21 protein-coding genes are annotated in these 17,799 nt (G+C 37.6%); 15 read left to right on the top strand and 6 right to left on the bottom strand.

The window, feature by feature from the left end:
* Position 1: 1 nt before the first annotated feature.
* The 6 genes from ACFSKV_RS17635 to ACFSKV_RS17610 form a co-directional block, all read right to left on the bottom strand.
* The gene (locus ACFSKV_RS17635) at positions 2–574 is read right to left on the bottom strand and encodes a YceD family protein (RefSeq protein ID WP_380805773.1); all 573 of its coding nucleotides are present in this window, start codon (positions 572–574) and stop codon (positions 2–4) included.
* Between the two features lie 136 nt (positions 575–710).
* Positions 711–1,514, bottom strand: coding sequence for a pyrroline-5-carboxylate reductase (gene proC, locus ACFSKV_RS17630; protein WP_380805770.1), 804 nt, complete (start codon positions 1,512–1,514; stop codon positions 711–713).
* Positions 1,515–1,740: 226 nt separating this feature from the next.
* The gene (locus ACFSKV_RS17625; RefSeq protein WP_380805767.1) at positions 1,741–3,141 is read right to left on the bottom strand and encodes an NAD(P)(+) transhydrogenase (Re/Si-specific) subunit beta; all 1,401 of its coding nucleotides are present in this window, start codon (positions 3,139–3,141) and stop codon (positions 1,741–1,743) included.
* The gene (locus ACFSKV_RS17620) at positions 3,138–3,455 is read right to left on the bottom strand and encodes an NAD(P) transhydrogenase subunit alpha part 2 (RefSeq protein WP_380805765.1); all 318 of its coding nucleotides are present in this window, start codon (positions 3,453–3,455) and stop codon (positions 3,138–3,140) included. The genes ACFSKV_RS17625 and ACFSKV_RS17620 overlap by 4 nt, the downstream gene beginning before the upstream one ends.
* 11 nt (positions 3,456–3,466) lie before the next feature.
* The gene (locus tag ACFSKV_RS17615; protein ID WP_380805763.1) at positions 3,467–4,579 is read right to left on the bottom strand and encodes a Re/Si-specific NAD(P)(+) transhydrogenase subunit alpha; all 1,113 of its coding nucleotides are present in this window, start codon (positions 4,577–4,579) and stop codon (positions 3,467–3,469) included.
* Between the two features lie 383 nt (positions 4,580–4,962).
* Positions 4,963–5,193, bottom strand: coding sequence for a ligand-gated ion channel (locus ACFSKV_RS17610; protein WP_380805760.1), 231 nt, complete (start codon positions 5,191–5,193; stop codon positions 4,963–4,965).
* A 326-nt stretch (positions 5,194–5,519) separates the two neighbouring features.
* Here ACFSKV_RS17610 and ACFSKV_RS17605 point away from each other — a divergent pair, with 326 nt between their 5' ends.
* The 15 genes from ACFSKV_RS17605 (at position 5,520) to ACFSKV_RS17535 (ending at position 17,799) form a co-directional block, all read left to right on the top strand.
* Entirely contained in the window at positions 5,520–6,926 is a 1,407-nt protein-coding gene (locus ACFSKV_RS17605; RefSeq protein WP_380805757.1) for an anthranilate synthase component I family protein, read from the top strand.
* 2 nt (positions 6,927–6,928) lie between these two features.
* Positions 6,929–7,495, top strand: a complete 567-nt coding sequence (locus ACFSKV_RS17600; RefSeq protein ID WP_380805754.1) for an anthranilate synthase component II — start codon at positions 6,929–6,931, stop codon at positions 7,493–7,495.
* Positions 7,496–7,578: 83 nt separating this feature from the next.
* Positions 7,579–8,592 (top strand): anthranilate phosphoribosyltransferase, encoded by a 1,014-nt coding sequence (gene trpD, locus ACFSKV_RS17595; protein ID WP_380805752.1) that lies wholly within the window; start codon positions 7,579–7,581, stop codon positions 8,590–8,592.
* 5 nt (positions 8,593–8,597) lie between these two features.
* A complete protein-coding gene (gene trpC / locus ACFSKV_RS17590) occupies positions 8,598–9,416 on the top strand; it encodes an indole-3-glycerol phosphate synthase TrpC (protein ID WP_380805750.1) in 819 nt (272 codons plus the stop codon).
* A gap of 2 nt (positions 9,417–9,418) precedes the next feature.
* Positions 9,419–10,045 (top strand): phosphoribosylanthranilate isomerase, encoded by a 627-nt coding sequence (locus ACFSKV_RS17585; RefSeq protein WP_380805747.1) that lies wholly within the window; start codon positions 9,419–9,421, stop codon positions 10,043–10,045.
* A gap of 43 nt (positions 10,046–10,088) precedes the next feature.
* Positions 10,089–11,267 carry a tryptophan synthase subunit beta gene (gene trpB / locus ACFSKV_RS17580; RefSeq protein ID WP_380805745.1) on the top strand — a complete coding sequence of 393 codons (1,179 nt, stop codon included), beginning with the start codon at positions 10,089–10,091 and terminating at the stop codon, positions 11,265–11,267.
* A gap of 95 nt (positions 11,268–11,362) precedes the next feature.
* Positions 11,363–12,136, top strand: a complete 774-nt coding sequence (gene trpA / locus ACFSKV_RS17575) for a tryptophan synthase subunit alpha (protein WP_380805743.1) — start codon at positions 11,363–11,365, stop codon at positions 12,134–12,136.
* 4 nt (positions 12,137–12,140) lie between these two features.
* Positions 12,141–13,160, top strand: coding sequence for a 3-deoxy-7-phosphoheptulonate synthase (aroF, locus tag ACFSKV_RS17570; protein WP_380805741.1), 1,020 nt, complete (start codon positions 12,141–12,143; stop codon positions 13,158–13,160).
* A 164-nt stretch (positions 13,161–13,324) separates the two neighbouring features.
* Entirely contained in the window at positions 13,325–14,107 is a 783-nt protein-coding gene (locus tag ACFSKV_RS17565) for a phenylalanine 4-monooxygenase (protein WP_380805738.1), read from the top strand.
* Positions 14,108–14,249: 142 nt separating this feature from the next.
* Positions 14,250–14,843, top strand: coding sequence for an imidazole glycerol phosphate synthase subunit HisH (gene hisH, locus ACFSKV_RS17560; RefSeq protein WP_380805735.1), 594 nt, complete (start codon positions 14,250–14,252; stop codon positions 14,841–14,843).
* 62 nt (positions 14,844–14,905) lie between these two features.
* Complete coding sequence (gene hisA, locus ACFSKV_RS17555; RefSeq protein ID WP_380805732.1) at positions 14,906–15,625, top strand: 1-(5-phosphoribosyl)-5-[(5-phosphoribosylamino)methylideneamino]imidazole-4-carboxamide isomerase; 720 nt, start codon at positions 14,906–14,908, stop codon at positions 15,623–15,625.
* A 91-nt stretch (positions 15,626–15,716) separates the two neighbouring features.
* Positions 15,717–16,472: an imidazole glycerol phosphate synthase subunit HisF gene (gene hisF, locus ACFSKV_RS17550; protein ID WP_380805729.1), complete on the top strand. Its 756-nt coding sequence runs from the start codon at positions 15,717–15,719 to the stop codon at positions 16,470–16,472.
* A 44-nt stretch (positions 16,473–16,516) separates the two neighbouring features.
* Positions 16,517–17,125 carry a bifunctional phosphoribosyl-AMP cyclohydrolase/phosphoribosyl-ATP diphosphatase HisIE gene (hisIE, locus tag ACFSKV_RS17545; RefSeq protein ID WP_380805726.1) on the top strand — a complete coding sequence of 203 codons (609 nt, stop codon included), beginning with the start codon at positions 16,517–16,519 and terminating at the stop codon, positions 17,123–17,125.
* Positions 17,126–17,146: 21 nt separating this feature from the next.
* On the top strand, positions 17,147–17,563 hold the full coding sequence (locus ACFSKV_RS17540) for an OsmC family protein (protein WP_380805723.1): 417 nt from the start codon (positions 17,147–17,149) through the stop codon (positions 17,561–17,563).
* Positions 17,560–17,799, top strand: a complete 240-nt coding sequence (locus ACFSKV_RS17535; RefSeq protein ID WP_380805720.1) for a hypothetical protein — start codon at positions 17,560–17,562, stop codon at positions 17,797–17,799. The genes ACFSKV_RS17540 and ACFSKV_RS17535 overlap by 4 nt, the downstream gene beginning before the upstream one ends.

Raw genomic sequence — 17,799 nt, 5'->3', positions numbered from 1 at the left:
ATTAATCTTTTTTCTTTAACTTATTTAATATTTCCCATCTTGGGTCTACTGGAAGTACTGAAGAGTTTTGTTCCTCCTGTTCTTCCATATTTAATTCTTGCTTTTCATCCGAAATGTAGACCAGGCTACCTTCTTCATTAAAGTCATCCTCATCCATTTCATATAGATAGTCTGGATGAATCTTTTTGGCTGGAATGGCCAGCATGATGAATTCATAAAACAACTGAGCCACATTGATACTTGATGTGTCTTTTGTAATCATGAAAACATCTTCACTGATCTCCTGTTCAATTGCCCCGTATTTATAAATGACCTTTTCCCTGAGGTCAATTGGGTAATCAAACTCCTCCAAACTCCTGTCGCAGATTAATCTAACCGTTCCATTAAAAACAAAATCCGCTTCTAGAACAGAGGAAGTTTTGTTGATATTTACAGTTACAGTAATGTTGGATCCTTTGATCCATTCCTCAGCTTCGTAAAATTTAAAGAACTCATCACTTACCTCAAATGTAAAAGAATGTCTTCCTTCTTTTAATTTGATGATATCAATATTGTAAGATCTTAAGAATTTCACGGTACCTCCTGATAATTCAAGACCGCAAATTTAGACAAATGCTTTAGAAAAATAAAATTTGGTTCGAATTTATTTCAATCATTTTTGATAATGATTGAAATTGACTTACCGCCTTATCCAAATTAAAACATTGGGATTATATTTTTTCTATTTTTTCGTATGAGGCCAACACGCCACGTACCATCGCCGCAGAAAAACCCTGATGCTCCATTTCATTCAAGCCAACTATAGTACATCCCTTAGGGGTTGTCACTTTATCAATTGCTTCTTCAGGGTGCATGTTTTTTTGAATCATAAGCTCAGCAGCACCTTTCACCGTCTGGTTTACAATTTTACTTGCTGTTTGGGCATCAAAACCAATTTGAATGCCTCCTTGGATCATGGCACGCATAAATCTCAATACATAAGCAATCCCGCAAGCCCCTAGCACAGTGGCTGCTTCCATCAAACTTTCATCTATCGTTATAGTAAATCCAATGCTATTGAATAAATCCTTAACCTGGTCTTCGGCAAGTTGATTACTGTTTCTGGAGCAAATGCAAGTTATAGATTCCCTTATATCTGCGGCAATATTTGGCATGGCCCTGAATGCTTTTGTATCATGGTCAAGTACTTCATACATTTCATCCAAAGTGATTCCTGTGGCCAATGAAACAATAACTTGCTTTTTAGGATCAAGAACATGCTTGATTTCATTTAAAATTGAGGATACGTTATATGGTTTGACACCAAGGATAACCAATTCGGCATTTTTTGCCGCAAGAACATTATCTGAATGCACTTTTACTCCTTTATCTTGAATAAAGAGGAGGCTAGAGGGATTTCTCTTAGTGACATGAAGGTTTTGGGGTAAAATCTCTCCACGGTCCAATAAACCATTCACTATGGAAGTTCCTAAGTTGCCGCAACCAATAATGGCAATTTTTGTATTCTTTAACATGAATTATATCAAGAAATATTAATATATGATGCATAAAGGTAAAAAAATAAGCGGATTTATTGATATAATCTCAAATGCATAATTTTATAATAATGACCGTGTATAAAACAAAAAAAGAAGGTCAGAAATTTGACCTCCTTTTATGAGTTGTCTTGTTCAGAAATTTATTTATCAAAGGAAATACATCGATACAAATAATCTCAAATTTCTTTTCCTATGGTATCCTTTAAACCTCTTTTACCTCAGAAACAAGCTTTTGTAAAGAGTCTTTAGCATCACCAAACAACATTCTGGTTTTTGGATAAAAGAACAATTCGTTTTCAATGCCGGCATATCCAGCACTCATGCCTCTTTTAAGAATGATGACATTTTTGGCTTGATCAACTTCCAAAATCGGCATTCCATAAATGGGAGAAGATGGGTCATTTTTTGCGGCAGGATTTACTACATCATTTGCGCCAATTACCACCACTACATCCATATTTGGCATTTTGGGGTTGATTTCTTCCATTTCCTGTAACCTTTCATAAGGCACATCAGCCTCAGCTAATAGGACGTTCATATGTCCTGGCATTCTTCCTGCCACAGGATGTATGGCATAGTTCACTTCCACACCTTTTTCTTCCAAAAGTTTTTCCAATTCATGGCAAATATGTTGGGCTTGAGCAACAGCAAGACCGTATCCAGGAACAATAACAACATTTTGGGAATAGGAAAGCAGAACTGCTGTATCTGAAATGCTGATTTCCCTGACGGTTTGATCACCAGTTTGACCTTTAGCAGCCCCACCGGCAGTTCCACCAAAGGCGCCCAGCAATACATTAGTCAATGAACGGTTCATGGCGTTACACATCAATATTGTCAGAATTGTTCCAGCGGAACCCACCAAAATACCGCCAGTCAACATGGCTTTATTGCCATAAAGGAATCCGCCAAATGCAGCGGCCATACCAGTGAAAGAGTTCAATAAGGAAATGACCACAGGCATATCCGCTCCACCTATAGGCATCACAAACAACACCCCATAAACCAATGCCAATCCAAGTAGAATATAAAATTCCAAAGGAGTAGATTCAGCAAATAGCTGATAAAGAATTAACACCACAATTGCACCCAAAAGAATCATGTTGATGGCCTGATTCATTGGGAGGGCTTTGTCTTTGATTTTACCTTCAAGTTTTCCATAAGCAATCATGGAACCCGAAAAAGATACTGATCCAATAAGAAGACCTAAAAGCATGACCAATAACTCTCCGTCAAATCCGGTGACTGTGGTATGCTGGTGGTGCTGATATTCTATAATAGCAATCAATGCTGCACAGGCTCCGCCCATTCCGTTAAAAAAGGAAACCATTTGGGGCATGGCTGTCATTTGGACTTTTTTTGCCATGACAGTACCAATGATTGTACCTATCACTAGTCCACCGAAAATGAGACCATAGTTGAGCATTTTTCCTGAATCAAACTCCTGGAATATGGTAAGAGTGGCTACAATGGCAATTAACATTCCTGCTGCTGCTATTAGATTTCCTTTTCTAGCAGAATCAGGATGGCTCAACATTTTTAAGCCTATGATAAAGGTAAGGGAAGCTATCAAATAGCTTATTTCTAGTAAATTAAGGCTCATGATTTCTTGGGTTTTTTCTTAAACATCTCCAACATACGGTCAGTTACTACAAAACCACCGATCACATTTAAGGTCCCTACAATAACTGCTAGAAATCCTACAGTTAAGGCAAGGTAATTATCGGGGGAGGCCTGGAGCATGACAATGATCGCGCCTACGACGACTACCCCGTGAATGGCATTGGCTCCTGACATCAATGGCGTATGTAATATTGCCGGAACATTTGAAATAACTTCCACACCGAGTAATATGGCCAACACCAGGAAATATATCATTTCCATGTTATCCCCTATATATTTTAATATTTCTTCCATAATCAATTGTTTTAGATTTGAATTCTAGAGCTGACAGGTTTCCCGTCATGGCAAACACAGGTGCCTTGAACGATATCATCCTCAAAATTCAGATTGATATTTCCATCTTTGATGATGAGTTTTAGAAAATTCAGGTAATTTTTACCATACATCTTACTGGCATCTTGTGGCATTTTCGCGGCTAGATTTCCGACACCGACTATCCTTACTCCGTTGATCTCAACAGTTTTGTCGGGTTGGGAAAGGGCGCAGTTACCTCCTGAAGAAGCAGCTAGGTCTATGATCACTGAACCAGGTTTCATCACTTTAACTGTTCTTTCTTCTACCAAGAGAGGGGCTTTCCTTCCTGGGATTTGGGCGGTAGTGATAATCACATCTGCCTTGGAAGCATGTTCATGGATGGTATCTTTTTGGCGCTGTAAAAACTCTTCGTTTTGTTCGACTGCATAGCCTCCCGCACTTTTATCTTCTTTGGCTCCTTCCACATCCACAAACTTTGCACCAAGGGAAAGTACTTCCTCCTTGGCAGCTTGCCTTACATCAAAAGCGAAAACAGAGGCTCCAAGTCTCCTCGCAGTTGCAATGGCTTGAAGTCCAGCAACTCCGGCTCCCAAGATAAGAACCCGGGATGGGGTAATACTTCCGGCCGCTGTCATAAACATGGGGAAAAAACGGGGCAGCAAATCCGCTGCCATCAATACTGCCTTATACCCTGTGACTGTTGCCATAGAAGAAAGTACATCCATTGCTTGGGCCCGCGTTGTCCTTGGGACAAGTTCCATACTAAAGGCGGTCCGGTTGTTTTCTATTAAATATTTGGTAAGCTCAGGATTGTATAAAGCATTAAGTTGACCCATCAGTACCGCTCTTGGCTTCATAGAGGATATTTCCACTTCAGAGATCGGCTGTATCCCTATAAGGAGATCTGATTGAGAAATTACCTCATTTCTGTTGTGAATTTCTGCACCAATTGACTGATAGAGCTCATCTGATGCAAAAGCTTTTGATCCGGCGTCTTTTTCGACCCAGACCGAAACCTTCCAGGAAAGTAGTGTTTTTACAGCTTCAGGTAAAAAAGCGACCCTAGACTCATCCTGTGGTTCCTTTAGTATTCCTAATATCATGGAAAGAAAGTGATTAAAAGAGAAATTATCCTTGTTCTAAATAATTGATGTTGTTAAGCTATCAAAAAGAATTAAAAAAGAAAGTGATTTTTCTCAGGTTGTTTCATTTTTACATAAAAATAACTGCATAAGTGCTCATAATTGGATTTAAAAATGCGTTTTGTAAATTGTATCCTTAAATGAAAAGAATTCCAACTGAGATATATTTATTTTTCACTCTATTAATTCTCTTGCAGAATGGGTTTGCACAACAGGAAGAAAGCTTTGGGGGTATCATCAGGTCGGATATCACTCAAAAAAAATTAAGCCTCGTCTTTACAGCACATGAATATGCAGAGGGTGTAGAAGAAATTTTGTCGGTTCTAAAAAGAAAAAATTTAAAATCAGCTTTTTGTTTTTGCCAAGTGTAAATTGAATTCCAAAGGACTACAATTGACAAATTCATCTACCTGTAAATCTTCAAATATTTCTTCATCAAACTCCACTTCTGTTTTTTCTATTTTTCCATCAGGATGTATAATCAATTCAGTACCTGTATAATCATCTGGATTGACTTTGACCAATACCTGGTAATCATCAAAAACACGTTTAAAATATTGGGGAAGATTTTTCATATAGATTTCAAATTTAAGAAAAAATTACCTTTGGTCATTTTAAAAAGTGAATTTGAATGTAAAGTCTCAATGATTATCAGATCAATAACTTCAAGAAAACATAAAAGAATTTTCAACTTTTTTTTATAAATCTGTTTTATTTCTAGAAATGCATAACTAGATTTGAAGTCATAAATGAAAATGAACCAAACAAAATATTGGTGGTGGCACTTAACTTCTCATTACGGGGAAGAACCGATAGCTATTGCCTGATCTTTGTTTGTAAAAATATCTAAAAGGCTTGCTGGGTTTTTCCCGGCAGGCCTTTTTTGTTTTAAAGCTGAATTATGAAATCATTTACTATAAAAACAACTTTCAAAAAATTACTTGCGGATACGATAACTCCGGTAAGTATTTACCTTCAGGTAAGGGATAGATTTGCCAATCCAATCCTGTTGGAAAGTTCTGATTACCATGGACAGGAAAATAGCTATTCTTATGTCTGTTTCAATCCTATCGCTACTTTTTCTTTTAACAATGGGAAAATCAGGGAAGTCTTACCTAATGGAGAAAGCCTTATCTATGATGTCCATCCAGACCTTAAACTTATTGATTTTCTAAGGGATTTTTCTTCTAAATTTTCAGATGGAAATGGGAAACACAAGTTCATAAGTAACGGGCTTTTCGGCTATATGCAATATGATTCGGTAGGCTATTTTGAGGATATCAGATTGAGAAACTCCACCCCAGATAATGTGCCCATGATGCATTATGCAGTTTATCAAAATGTAATAGTAGTCGACCACTTCAAAAATGAGATGTATCTATTTGAACACCAGGTTGAAGGATCGGAAAGGTTAGGGTATATTAATGAGCTTGAGACGATTTTGAACAGTAAAAATATACCATATTATTCTTTCAAATTGGTTGGAGAGGAGTTTTCCAACTACACAGATGAGGAGTTTCTTGACATTCTTAAAAAAGGACAGGAGCATTGTTTCAGAGGGGATGTTTTTCAGATTGTCTTATCCAGGAGGTTTACCACCAAATTTAAAGGAGATGAATTCAATGTTTACAGGGCATTAAGATCTGTCAATCCTTCCCCTTACCTGTTTTATTTTGATTATGGATCGTATAAGGTTTTTGGAAGTTCTCCGGAAGCCCAGATTGTAGTAAAAAATAACAAGGCTACGATATACCCCATTGCTGGCACATTCAAAAGAACCGGAAATGATCAGGCTGATGCAAGTTTAGCAATGAAGCTTTATGACGATCCCAAGGAAAATTCCGAGCATGTGATGCTGGTAGACTTGGCCCGAAATGATTTAAGCAGGTCTTCGGAAAAAGTAGAAGTGGAAGTATTTAAGGAAATTCAATATTATTCCCACGTGATTCATTTGGTTTCAAAAGTTACTGGGATCTTACCACCAAATGCCAATCCACTTCAATTGGTGGCGGATACTTTCCCGGCAGGAACACTTTCCGGAGCTCCTAAGTACAGAGCCATGGAACTGATTGATGAATTGGAAAACACCTCCAGGAAATTTTATGGAGGAGCCATTGGTTTCCTTGGATTCAATGGAGATTTCAACCATGCGATTTTGATTAGATCCTTTGTTTCTGAAAATAATCAGCTCAGGTTCCAGGCAGGTGCAGGTGTTGTCGCAAAATCCTCAATCCAATCGGAATTACAAGAGGTTTCCAATAAACTCGAGGCATTAAGGGTCGCTCTCAAGACAGCAGAATTAATTTGAACATGAAAATACTGGTATTAGATAACTACGATTCATTTACCTATAACCTTGTATACCTGATCAGAAAGTTGGGGTATGGGCCGCAAATGGATATTATCCGAAATGACAAAATCAATTTGGAGGATGTGGTCTTTTATGATAAAATATTACTTTCTCCCGGTCCAGGAATACCATCAGAAGCGGGTATCATGCCTGAATTGATTAAAAAATTTGCTTTCGAAAAAGATATACTTGGAATTTGTCTTGGACACCAGGCCATTGGAGAAGCTTTTGGAGGTACCTTGATCAATCTTTCCGAAGTTGTTCATGGATTGGCTTCCGAAGTAACTATAGAAGAGGATTTATTATTCAATGGTCTTCCAAAAAGATTCAATATTGGGCGATATCATTCCTGGGTGATTAACGAACAAGATTTACCTATTGAATTGGAAGTGATGGCAAGGACACCAGATGGCCAAATTATGGGGGTGAGGCACAGGAAGTTCAAGGTAAAAGGACTTCAGTTTCACCCGGAGTCTATATTAACCGAATTTGGTTTGGAAATCATGAAGAATTGGTTGAAAAGCTGAAAAATCACCAATGAGCAATTTTGAATTATCAATGACTAATAATTAAAGTCTCCAGAATCTGAGAAGAAAGAGAATATAACAAAATGAAAGAAATTTTAAACCATTTAATCGAGCATAAAACGCTTTCTAAAGAACAGGCTAGGGAAGTATTGAAGAATATTGCAACTGGTGTATATAACCAAAGTCAGATAGCAGCATTTATGACCATTTATTTAATGAGAAGCATCACCGTTGAAGAACTCGCCGGTTTCCGGGATGCAATGCTCGAACTTTGTATTCCAGTTGGGATTTCGGAATATGATGCCATGGACCTTTGTGGTACAGGAGGAGATGGTAAAGATACTTTTAACATTTCAACATTAGCTTCTTTTATTGTGGCTGGGGCCGGACAACATGTAGCCAAGCATGGAAATACAGGTGTTTCATCCATTTGTGGTTCCTCAAATTTGTTGGCACATTTTGGATATGAATTTACAAATGATGAGGGAAAAATCCGCAAAAGTCTAGATGAAGCAGGAATCTGTTTTTTACATGCACCCTTATTTCATCCCGCGATGAAAAATGTAGCTCCTATTAGAAAAGAACTTGGGGTGAAAACATTCTTCAATATGTTGGGTCCTATGGTCAACCCTAGTTTTCCAAAGATTCAAATGGTGGGGGTATTCAGCCTGGAACTGGCCCGACTTTATGCCTATTTATATCAGGAACATGAAGGGAATTTCAGTATCATTCATGCCTTAGATGGATATGATGAAATTTCATTGACAGGAAATTTTAAAATGATTTCAAACGAAGGAGAGAAATTGATCAGTCCTGAAAGCTTAGGTCTTACTCAAATTTCACCGGAAAAAATACTCGGAGGTAAGACAGTGGAAGATTCTGCAAAAATATTTGAATCCATATTGAAGGGGGAGGGCACAAAAGAACAGAATGCAGTTGTTATAGCCAATGCTGCTGCAGCCTTGGTTACCTCAGATCAAAATATAGATTTTGAAACCGCAATTTCCAAAGCAGAAGAATCATTGTTGGGCGGAGAAGCTCTAAGGGTTTTCCAAGCACTTGTAAATCCTAAAACCTTTGTTTCATTTTCAAATTAACTTCCATGGATATTTTAGAAAAGATAATTTCACATAAGAAATCAGAAATTGCTGAGAAAAAAAGTTTGGTTCCTGTAAAACTACTTGAGAAAAGTATTTATTATGATTCCGAAGTAGTTTCCATGAAGCAATATATTACTAGAGCGGATAAGACTGGGATTATTGCCGAATTCAAACGAAAATCCCCCTCAAAAGGCGATATTAACGTCAATGCTTCGGTTGAAGCGGTTACTATTGGTTATATGCAGGCAGGAGCTTCAGCATTATCCATCTTGACAGACAAGGAATTTTTTGGAGGAAAAAATGAAGACCTCACCATGGCAAGAAAATTCAATTTTTGTCCAATTCTCCGGAAAGATTTTATCATCGATGAATATCAGATCATTGAAGCAAAATCCATAGGAGCAGACTGTATCCTGCTCATTGCGGCAGCTTTAGAGCCCATAAGGTTAAAGGAATTGGCATTCTTTGCCAAATCTTTAGGGCTTGAAGTTTTAATGGAGGTCCATAATAAGGGTGAATTGGATGGTGCGATAAATGAATATTTAGACTTGATCGGGGTCAATAACAGGAGCCTCAAAACATTTGAAGTTTCTTTGGATACTTCTTTTGAGTTGGTGGATATGATTCCTTCAGAATTTGTTAAAATTTCTGAGAGTGGAATTTCCCATCCTGAAACCTTGGTGAATTTGAAAAATGCCGGTTTTGATGGCTTTTTGATAGGAGAGAATTTTATGAAATCCAATCGCCCACATCAGGCTGCTTTGAATTTCATGAACTCCTACAGAAAATTACTTAATGAAATACAGACCCCGGCAAAATAAAAATGAAACTAAAGGTTTGTGGCATGCGGGAACCTGACAATGTCAGGGAACTTGTACATCAAGTGAATCCAGATTGGATGGGGCTTATTTTCTATCCCCCTTCTCCCAGATTTGTGGATGATATTTATGCAGGTGTATTAAAAGACATTGCAATCAATAAGGTTGGGGTTTTTGTGGATATGGATTGGAGGGATATAAGGGACAAAGTTTTTACTTTTAGTTTAAATGCTTTGCAGCTACATGGTGATGAAAGTGCAGAGCAGGTAAAAAAAATCAAAGAGCAAATCGGATTACCGATTATAAAAGCCATCTCTGTAAATGAGCAAATATTATGGGAGAATTTAGAACCATATTTGCCAACGGTGGATTATTTCCTTTTTGACACCTTTACCCAGGCATATGGCGGAAGTGGTAAAATATTCAATTGGGAATTGTTGTTGGATTATCCTTACCAAAAGCCTTTTCTGTTAAGTGGTGGGCTAAGTATCGCGCATGGGGGACTGATACAAAGTTTTAAGCAAAAAATACCCCAAATGATTGGAGTGGATATCAATTCAAAATTTGAATTGGAACCTGGATTGAAGGATATAGAAATGATCAAGGTGTTCAAAAGTAATTTAAAAATTTAAGCTTCAGCGGAATTGGCTGGAGTCATTCAAAACCTGAATAATTATGATTAAAGTAGACGAAAAAGGTTTTTATGGGAAATTTGGAGGTGCATATATACCCGAAATGTTACATCCCAACATTGAAGAATTAAAGGAGAATTATGAGCAAATTATGGCTTCTGAGGAGTTTCAAAAAGAATTCCATTCCTTACTCAAAGATTATGTAGGAAGGCCTACTCCTTTATATTTTGCCAAGAGATTATCTGAAAAATACGGAGCAAAAATTTATCTTAAAAGGGAGGATTTATGTCATACTGGTGCCCATAAAGTGAACAATACGGTTGGACAGATCATTTTGGCAAAAAAGCTTGGTAAAAAACGGATTATTGCAGAAACCGGCGCAGGCCAACATGGGGTTGCTACAGCTACAGTTTGTGCTTTGATGGGGATGGAATGTACGGTTTATATGGGGGCACTGGACATCCAAAGACAGCGCCCAAATGTAGAGAGGATGAAGATTTTGGGAGCCAAAGTAGTTCCTGCCACATCCGGAAGTCAAACTTTGAAAGATGCTACCAATGAAGCCATGCGGCAGTGGATCAACAACCCGGTGGATACACATTACATTATAGGTTCTGTAGTTGGACCTCATCCCTATCCAGAAATGGTCGCAAGGTTCCAATCCGTGATTTCAGAGGAGATTAAATGGCAGTTGAAGGAAAAGGAGGGAACAGAAAACCCAGATTTGGTGGTTGCATGCGTCGGAGGTGGCAGCAATGCTGCAGGAGCTTTTTATCATTATTATAATATTCCCCAAGTTCGACTAATCGCGGCTGAGGCGGCAGGTCTAGGGGTGAATTCCGGGAAATCAGCTGCGACAACAGCTTTGGGTACACCTGGGATTTTACATGGCAGTAAGACTTTGATGATGCAGACAGAAGATGGACAGGTAGTGGAACCCCATTCCATATCTGCGGGATTGGATTATCCGGGAATCGGGCCGGTACATGCCCATTTATTTGATATAGGGAGGGCGGAATTTGTGGCTGTAGAAGATGAAGATGCCATGAAAGCAGGAATTGAACTGAGTAGATTGGAAGGCATCATCCCTGCAATTGAAACAGCTCATGCCCTACATGCCCTGAATATGATTCAATATAAAAAAGATGATATCATAGTTATTAATCTTTCAGGAAGGGGAGACAAGGATTTGGATACCTATATTAAGTGGGGCGGTTATTAAATTTTCAATTACCAATTACCAATTAATAATTACCAATTACCAATTACCAATTTCAGAATATTCAAAATCCAAGTTGAATAATCCAATTTTAAGAAATGAACAGAATAGATTCACTATTTAGGAATAAAAAAGAAAGGGTGCTTGCTGTATACTTTACCGCAGGCTTTCCCAAGTTACATGATACCCTTTCAATAATGAAAGGTATACAGGATGCAGGGGCAGATATCATTGAAATTGGTGTTCCTTATTCCGACCCAATTGCTGATGGCCCGACTATTCAGGAAAGTAATATGATTGCTTTGCAGAATGGCATGAGTCTGAAAAAGTTATTTGAGCAACTGGGTGATTTTCGCCGTGGCATCCACTTGCCGGTGGTTCTAATGGGATATTTGAATCCTATAATTCAATACGGTATGGAAGCATTTTGCAGGAAATGTAACGAAATAGGAATTGATGGATTAATTCTTCCTGATTTACCCATGCAGCAATATTTAGATGAATATAAAACCCTCTTTGACCATTATGGTTTGAGAAATATTTTTCTAATTTCCCCTCAGACCAGTGAGAAACGGATATTAGAGATTGATCATCAAACCAATGGGTTTATTTATATGGTTTCTTCCCACAGCATTACAGGGGCTAAATCCAGTATTTCAGATGAGCAAATCAATTATTTTAAAAGGGTTATGGGTATGCATCTTAAGAATCCCCGATTGATAGGTTTTGGGATTTCTGATGCGGAAACTTTCGGTATTGCCTCAAAATACAGTAACGGTGCTATCATAGGGAGTGCTTTCATAAAAAAAATAAAAGAAAGTAAGGACCTTCAATCGGATATCAAATCCTATATAAAATCAGTAATTCAATAAGGTTATGATCATTCAATTAAAAGAAGATATCAGCGAAAAGCAAAAAGATTTACTTAAGGCAGAAGTTAATCAAATCGGGTATAAGATCACTGAAGTGAAAACCCAGTTGGGAGATTATCTAGTAGGGATAGGGAAAAAGGAATTCGACATCCGAAAAATAGGTAAAAAAGAAGGTATAAAGGACATCCATATTGTATCAGATGAATACAAGTTAGTGTCCAAAAAGTGGAAAGTTAATCCAACTTCCATTGATTTGGGAGATGGAGTCTGTATCAAAGATGGGGACATGGCCATTATTGCGGGTCCCTGCTCTATAGAGTCTGAGCAGCAGATTAGGAAAATAATCCAACACCTGAAGGAAAATGGGATCAAGATGATGCGGGGCGGTGTTTTCAAACCGAGATCCAGTCCTTATGCCTTCAGGGGTTTAGGGATTGAGGGACTTCAATTATGGTATAACCTTGCTAAAGAAGAAGGTATAAAAATTGTGACTGAGGTGATGCAGGTTTCCCAAATAGAAGAGATGTACCCTTATACAGATATTTATCAGGTAGGGGCAAGGAATACCCAAAACTTCAATCTTTTGGATGAGTTGGGAAAAGTAGATAAAGCGGTTATGATCAAAAGAGGCATTTCCGGAACAATTGAGGAATTGTTACAATCTGCGGAATATGTGTTTTCAGGAGGTAATGAAAAATTAATTCTCTGCGAAAGGGGAATAAGAACTTATGAAAGGGCGAGCAGAAACACTTTGGACCTTAATGCCGTTCCAATATTGAAGTCAAAATCGCATTTACCGGTAATTGTCGATCCTTCCCATGGAATTGGAATAAGGGAATTTGTTCCTCAAATGGCATTGGCAGGAGTTATGGCGGGAGCAGATGGTATCATTTATGAAACTCACGAAATCCCTGAAAAAGCATATTCTGACGGTCAACAGACCCTTGATTTTGAACAGAGTGCCCTTTTGGCAGATTGGATAAGAAAGACCTTTGCTCTTCGCAAAAAGTTTGAACTGTTATGATCAATCTGGAAGAATTAGAGGCCAAAAAAATTATATTCTGAAAATTATATCTTTACAGTATATTTTCAGAACATCAGAAAAATTATCCCTTGTTCAGGATTAGAAAAAAGTGAATTAAGTTCATTGGATTTGTGAAATTATAAATGAATTAACCCAAATATAAAATGACTAATAAACCCAAAGAATGGGTCTTTTCAGACCCCAGATTAATAGAAATGAGGCAGGATTATGCTGCTTACCAAGAGGAGGATTTCAAAGTTTGGAAAATTCTTTTTGAAAGACAGTTTGCGAATCTTCCAAAGACTGCTTCAAAGGCTTATTTGGATGGAATAAAGGAAATCAATTTTACTGCAGATAGGATTGCGGATTTTGAGGATGTCAATAAAAGGCTTGCAAAATCAACAGGATGGGCAATACAAGTGGTTCCAGGACTTATAGATGACGATTTGTTTTTTGGGCTGATGAACAACAAAAGGTTTTGTTCCTCTACCTGGTTGAGAAAGATGGAACAGTTGGACTATCTGGAGGAACCGGATATGTTCCACGATGCCTTTGCCCATATGCCGATGTTGACAAACCAACATTACGTTGATTTCCTTGAAAATCTAAGTGGGATTGCCTTAAAATACATTGACAACAAATGGGCAATTGAGTTGCTTTCAAGGATTTACTGGTTTACAATTGAATTTGGATTAATCAGGGAAGATGGGGAAATAAAAATTTATGGAGCGGGAATTTTAAGTTCGGCAGGTGAAACCAAATACAGTCTTTCAGATGAACCTTCCCACTATGAGTATAATGTAAGAAGAATCATGAACACGCCTTATTGGAAAGATAAATTTCAGGATAAATACTTCATAATCGAAGGTTATGAACAATTGTATGAATCTCTTGCTGAAATTGAAGGTGTTTTGGAAGAAATGGTCTCCGAAGCAGCTCAAAAATAAGCTTAGTGAGGGATTTAGTATTTAATTTCTTGTATAAAAACGTTTGTGACCAGAAGGTCAGGAACGTTTTTTTATTAAAAAAACTAAAAAATCCTGTTTCCAATAAAAAATGGTCAGGTGGACCTGGTAAAAAAAATATCAAATGAAAGTAGCGGTAATTAAATACAATGCTGGCAATGTCCAATCCGTGGTCTATGCATTAGAACGCTTGGGTGCGGAAGCAGTATTGACCGATGATTTGGAACTTATAGCAAATGCGGATAAGGTTATCTTTCCAGGGCAAGGAGAGGCGAGTACCGCCATGAGGTATTTAAGGGAAAAAAAGCTGGATAAACTCATTCCTCAACTTCATCAGCCTTTTTTTGGGGTATGTTTGGGTCAGCAATTGTTGTGTGAATATTCAGAAGAGAATAATACTACATGCTTAGGTGTCTTTCCTGTGAAAGTAAAGAGATTTGTTCCTGAAAGTTCTGAGGAGTTCAAAGTTCCTCATGTGGGATGGAATAACCTTTATGACCTTGAGACTCCCCTTCTACAAGGATTGAATAATGATTCTTACGTGTATTATGTGCATAGTTTCTATTGTGAAGTTAGCGATTTTACCATTGCTAAAACCCACTACATACATGATTTTGCAGGTTTAATGCATTGGAAAAATTTTTATGCCATGCAGGCACACCCGGAAAAAAGTGGAAAAGTAGGGGAAAGGATTCTTGAAAATTTCCTAAAAATTTAAATGGGTTAAAAAATCCCAATTCCTTGACAATCAAAAATTTGTATATCAATTTGATTAAAAAAATGCAAATCATACCAGCAATAGATATTATAGGGGGGAAATGTGTCCGGCTTACCCAAGGTGATTATGGTCAGAAAAAAGAGTATCATGATAACCCGGTGGAAATGGCTAAACGGTTTGAGGATGCCGGTATTAGGCGTCTTCACCTAGTAGACCTAGATGGTGCAAAAGCCAAAAAAATAATCAATAAAGAGGTTCTTGCTAAAATTGCCCAATCTACAACACTAAAGATTGATTTCGGAGGAGGGGTCCAATCCGATGAGGATATTGAAAATGTATTTCAATTAGGTGCATCACAGGTTACCGGAGGAAGTATTGCTGTGAAAAATCCCGATCTTTTCCAGTCGTGGATTAATAAATATGGAGGAGAGCAGATCATTTTAGGCGCAGATGCAAAGGATAAGAAAATTGCTATTTCAGGATGGCAGGAGACCACAGGAGTAGAATTAATGGATTTCATCAAAGATTATCATTCTAAAGGGATTACCTATGTAATCTGTACAGATGTGGCAAAAGATGGTTTATTGAAGGGGCCTTCCCTGGATTTATACAGGGAAATTTTAGAAGAAATTCCTGGAATAAAATTGATTGCAAGTGGTGGAGTAGCTAATATGAAAGACCTTGAAAAGTTGGATGCGATTGGGGTGTATGGTGCGATAGTAGGTAAGGCCTTTTATGAAGGAAAGATTACACTGAAGGAGATGTCAGAATTTGGCAAATAAAAAGTTTTTTAATTTAAAAGTTGAGTAAAGAAAAATATAATATCATAAAATAAGGAGATGTATCCATACATTGTATTTTGGAAAATCGAAAATGTTGACAAAAAGAATTATACCCTGTCTTGATATCAAAGACGGCAGAACCGTGAAAGGTGTAAATTTTGTTCAATTACGGGATGCAGGGGATCCAGTGGAACTGGCAAAAATCTATTCTGATGAGGGTGCAGATGAATTGGTTTTTTTGGATATCACTGCTACTGTGGACAAAAGAAAGACCCTTTCTGCGCTTGTAACAAAAATTGCAAAAGCCATCAATATCCCCTTTACAGTGGGCGGAGGAATTTCCACTGTGGAGGATGTGAAAGTCCTTTTAAACTCAGGTGCTGACAAGATTTCCATCAATTCTGCTGCGGTGAAAAACCCTGGAGTAATCAATGAGATGGCATTGGAATTTGGTTCTCAATGTATCGTGGTGGCTATAGATACCCGAAATTTAGATGGTATTGATTTTGTTCATACCCATGGGGGAAGAAAGCCTACTTTAATTAGAACCCAAGAATGGGCAAAAGAAGTTTGTGATAGAGGAGCAGGTGAAATTTTATTGACTTCCATGGATCATGACGGAACCAAGGCAGGTTTTGCCAATGAAATCACTGCTGAGATATCTTCCATGTTATCTATTCCGGTCATAGCCTCAGGAGGTGCTGGAAATATGGTCCATTTTAAGGATGTTTTTACATTTGGAAAGGCAGATGCTGCCCTGGCGGCAAGTATTTTCCATTTTAAGGAAATTCCGATTCCCCATTTGAAAGAATATTTAAAAGAAGAAGAAATTCCGGTTAGATTATAATAGGTCTTATTTGGAAGGTATCTTTGAAAAATGGTAAAGCAAATATGAATGATTTAAATATAGATTTTGAAAAAGTTAACGGATTGGTTCCTGCTATCATTCAAGATGCAGACAGTAATGTGGTTTTAATGCTGGGATATATGAACCAGGAAGCATTGGACCTGACCTTAGCGACCAAGAAAGTAACTTTTTTTAGCAGAACAAAGGGGAAGCTTTGGACCAAGGGGGAAACCTCGGGGAATTTTTTGATGCTTGAATCCCTTACTTTGGACTGTGATAATGACACTTTGCTGGTGAAAGCTAAGCCTGTAGGGCCAGTTTGCCATACAGGAAATGACACTTGCTTTACGGAACCGAATAATACTAAGATTGTGTTTTTAGAAACCTTAAGACAAATAATTAAAGATCGCAAAAACAATCCAGATGAAAAATCATACACCACTTCACTTTTTGCAAGTGGGATCAATAAAATTGCTCAGAAAGTTGGAGAGGAAGCGGTAGAAATAGTCATTGAAGCAAAAGATAACAACAAGGAATTATTTTTGGGTGAAGCAGCTGATTTGCTTTTTCATTATTTGGTTTTATTGGAGGCAAAAGAAGTTGAACTCAATGAGGTAATCGAGGTGTTAATGGGACGTCACAAAAAAAAATAAAGCATAAACTTATATACAGGAATGAGTAAAAGGAAAGTTACGGTTCGAATGAAGGCCGACTATGAATATGAGGCATCCAATCTACAGGGCAACAAAGTTGATATTGATATGTATGACGCTCCCAATAAAAAAGCACAGTCCCCTATGGATTTACTTCTTTCAGCTTTGGGAGGATGTTCTTCAGTTGATGCGGTGTTAATGATGAAAAAGAAAAGGAAGACAATCAATGATTTTTTTGTAGAGATCGAGGGTGTCCGAAATGATGGAATACCTTCTTATTATACCCATATTGAATTAAAGTTTGTATTGATTTCTCCAGATGCCAAAGAAGAGGAATTTGCTAAAGTAGTAGCTTTATCCGTGGAAAAATACTGTTCAGTGGCTTCCTCTTTAAAATCAGAAATTTCCTATACTTCTGAAGTCAGAAGACCCTCATGAGAGTAGTTAAAGAATTTTTCAAGGAAGAAATCAGGATTTCCATTTTTAACTGGAACAATAAATTCATACTTAAATTTGAATTTGGTCCAATGGAACAGACTTTTAAAATACCTGAAATAGATGTATTGGATGAAAATGACCTTGATGGATTTTGTGAGGGTTGGTTTTTTGAAGAAGTGAAATCAAGATTTAAAGAAATGGGGCAAAGTTTTCAAAAACAGATTCAAAATTTTTAG

The sequence above is a fragment of the Shivajiella indica genome, assembly GCF_042683085.1.
Classification (GTDB): domain Bacteria; phylum Bacteroidota; class Bacteroidia; order Cytophagales; family Cyclobacteriaceae; genus Shivajiella; species Shivajiella indica.
The sequence above is the reverse complement of the archived record's forward strand: the minus strand, read 5'-3'. Positions and strand labels throughout refer to the sequence as shown.

Excerpts from the sequence above, each read along its gene's own strand:
- ACFSKV_RS17540 (WP_380805723.1), top strand. The coding sequence starts at position 17,147 with ATGAGTAAAAGGAAAGTTACGGTTCGAATGAAGGCCGACTATGAATAT.
- trpC (WP_380805750.1), top strand. The coding sequence starts at position 8,598 with ATGGATATTTTAGAAAAGATAATTTCACATAAGAAATCAGAAATTGCT.
- ACFSKV_RS17535 (WP_380805720.1), top strand. The coding sequence starts at position 17,560 with ATGAGAGTAGTTAAAGAATTTTTCAAGGAAGAAATCAGGATTTCCATT.
- ACFSKV_RS17605 (WP_380805757.1), top strand. The coding sequence starts at position 5,520 with ATGAAATCATTTACTATAAAAACAACTTTCAAAAAATTACTTGCGGAT.
- ACFSKV_RS17600 (WP_380805754.1), top strand. The coding sequence starts at position 6,929 with ATGAAAATACTGGTATTAGATAACTACGATTCATTTACCTATAACCTT.
- ACFSKV_RS17615 (WP_380805763.1), bottom strand. The coding sequence starts at position 4,579 with ATGATATTAGGAATACTAAAGGAACCACAGGATGAGTCTAGGGTCGCT.
- hisF (WP_380805729.1), top strand. The coding sequence starts at position 15,717 with ATGTTGACAAAAAGAATTATACCCTGTCTTGATATCAAAGACGGCAGA.
- ACFSKV_RS17565 (WP_380805738.1), top strand. The coding sequence starts at position 13,325 with ATGACTAATAAACCCAAAGAATGGGTCTTTTCAGACCCCAGATTAATA.
- ACFSKV_RS17620 (WP_380805765.1), bottom strand. The coding sequence starts at position 3,455 with ATGGAAGAAATATTAAAATATATAGGGGATAACATGGAAATGATATAT.
- hisA (WP_380805732.1), top strand. The coding sequence starts at position 14,906 with ATGCAAATCATACCAGCAATAGATATTATAGGGGGGAAATGTGTCCGG.
- trpB (WP_380805745.1), top strand. The coding sequence starts at position 10,089 with ATGATTAAAGTAGACGAAAAAGGTTTTTATGGGAAATTTGGAGGTGCA.
- trpD (WP_380805752.1), top strand. The coding sequence starts at position 7,579 with ATGAAAGAAATTTTAAACCATTTAATCGAGCATAAAACGCTTTCTAAA.
- proC (WP_380805770.1), bottom strand. The coding sequence starts at position 1,514 with ATGTTAAAGAATACAAAAATTGCCATTATTGGTTGCGGCAACTTAGGA.
- ACFSKV_RS17585 (WP_380805747.1), top strand. The coding sequence starts at position 9,419 with ATGAAACTAAAGGTTTGTGGCATGCGGGAACCTGACAATGTCAGGGAA.
- hisH (WP_380805735.1), top strand. The coding sequence starts at position 14,250 with ATGAAAGTAGCGGTAATTAAATACAATGCTGGCAATGTCCAATCCGTG.
- ACFSKV_RS17625 (WP_380805767.1), bottom strand. The coding sequence starts at position 3,141 with ATGAGCCTTAATTTACTAGAAATAAGCTATTTGATAGCTTCCCTTACC.
- trpA (WP_380805743.1), top strand. The coding sequence starts at position 11,363 with ATGAACAGAATAGATTCACTATTTAGGAATAAAAAAGAAAGGGTGCTT.
- ACFSKV_RS17610 (WP_380805760.1), bottom strand. The coding sequence starts at position 5,193 with ATGAAAAATCTTCCCCAATATTTTAAACGTGTTTTTGATGATTACCAG.
- aroF (WP_380805741.1), top strand. The coding sequence starts at position 12,141 with ATGATCATTCAATTAAAAGAAGATATCAGCGAAAAGCAAAAAGATTTA.
- hisIE (WP_380805726.1), top strand. The coding sequence starts at position 16,517 with ATGAATGATTTAAATATAGATTTTGAAAAAGTTAACGGATTGGTTCCT.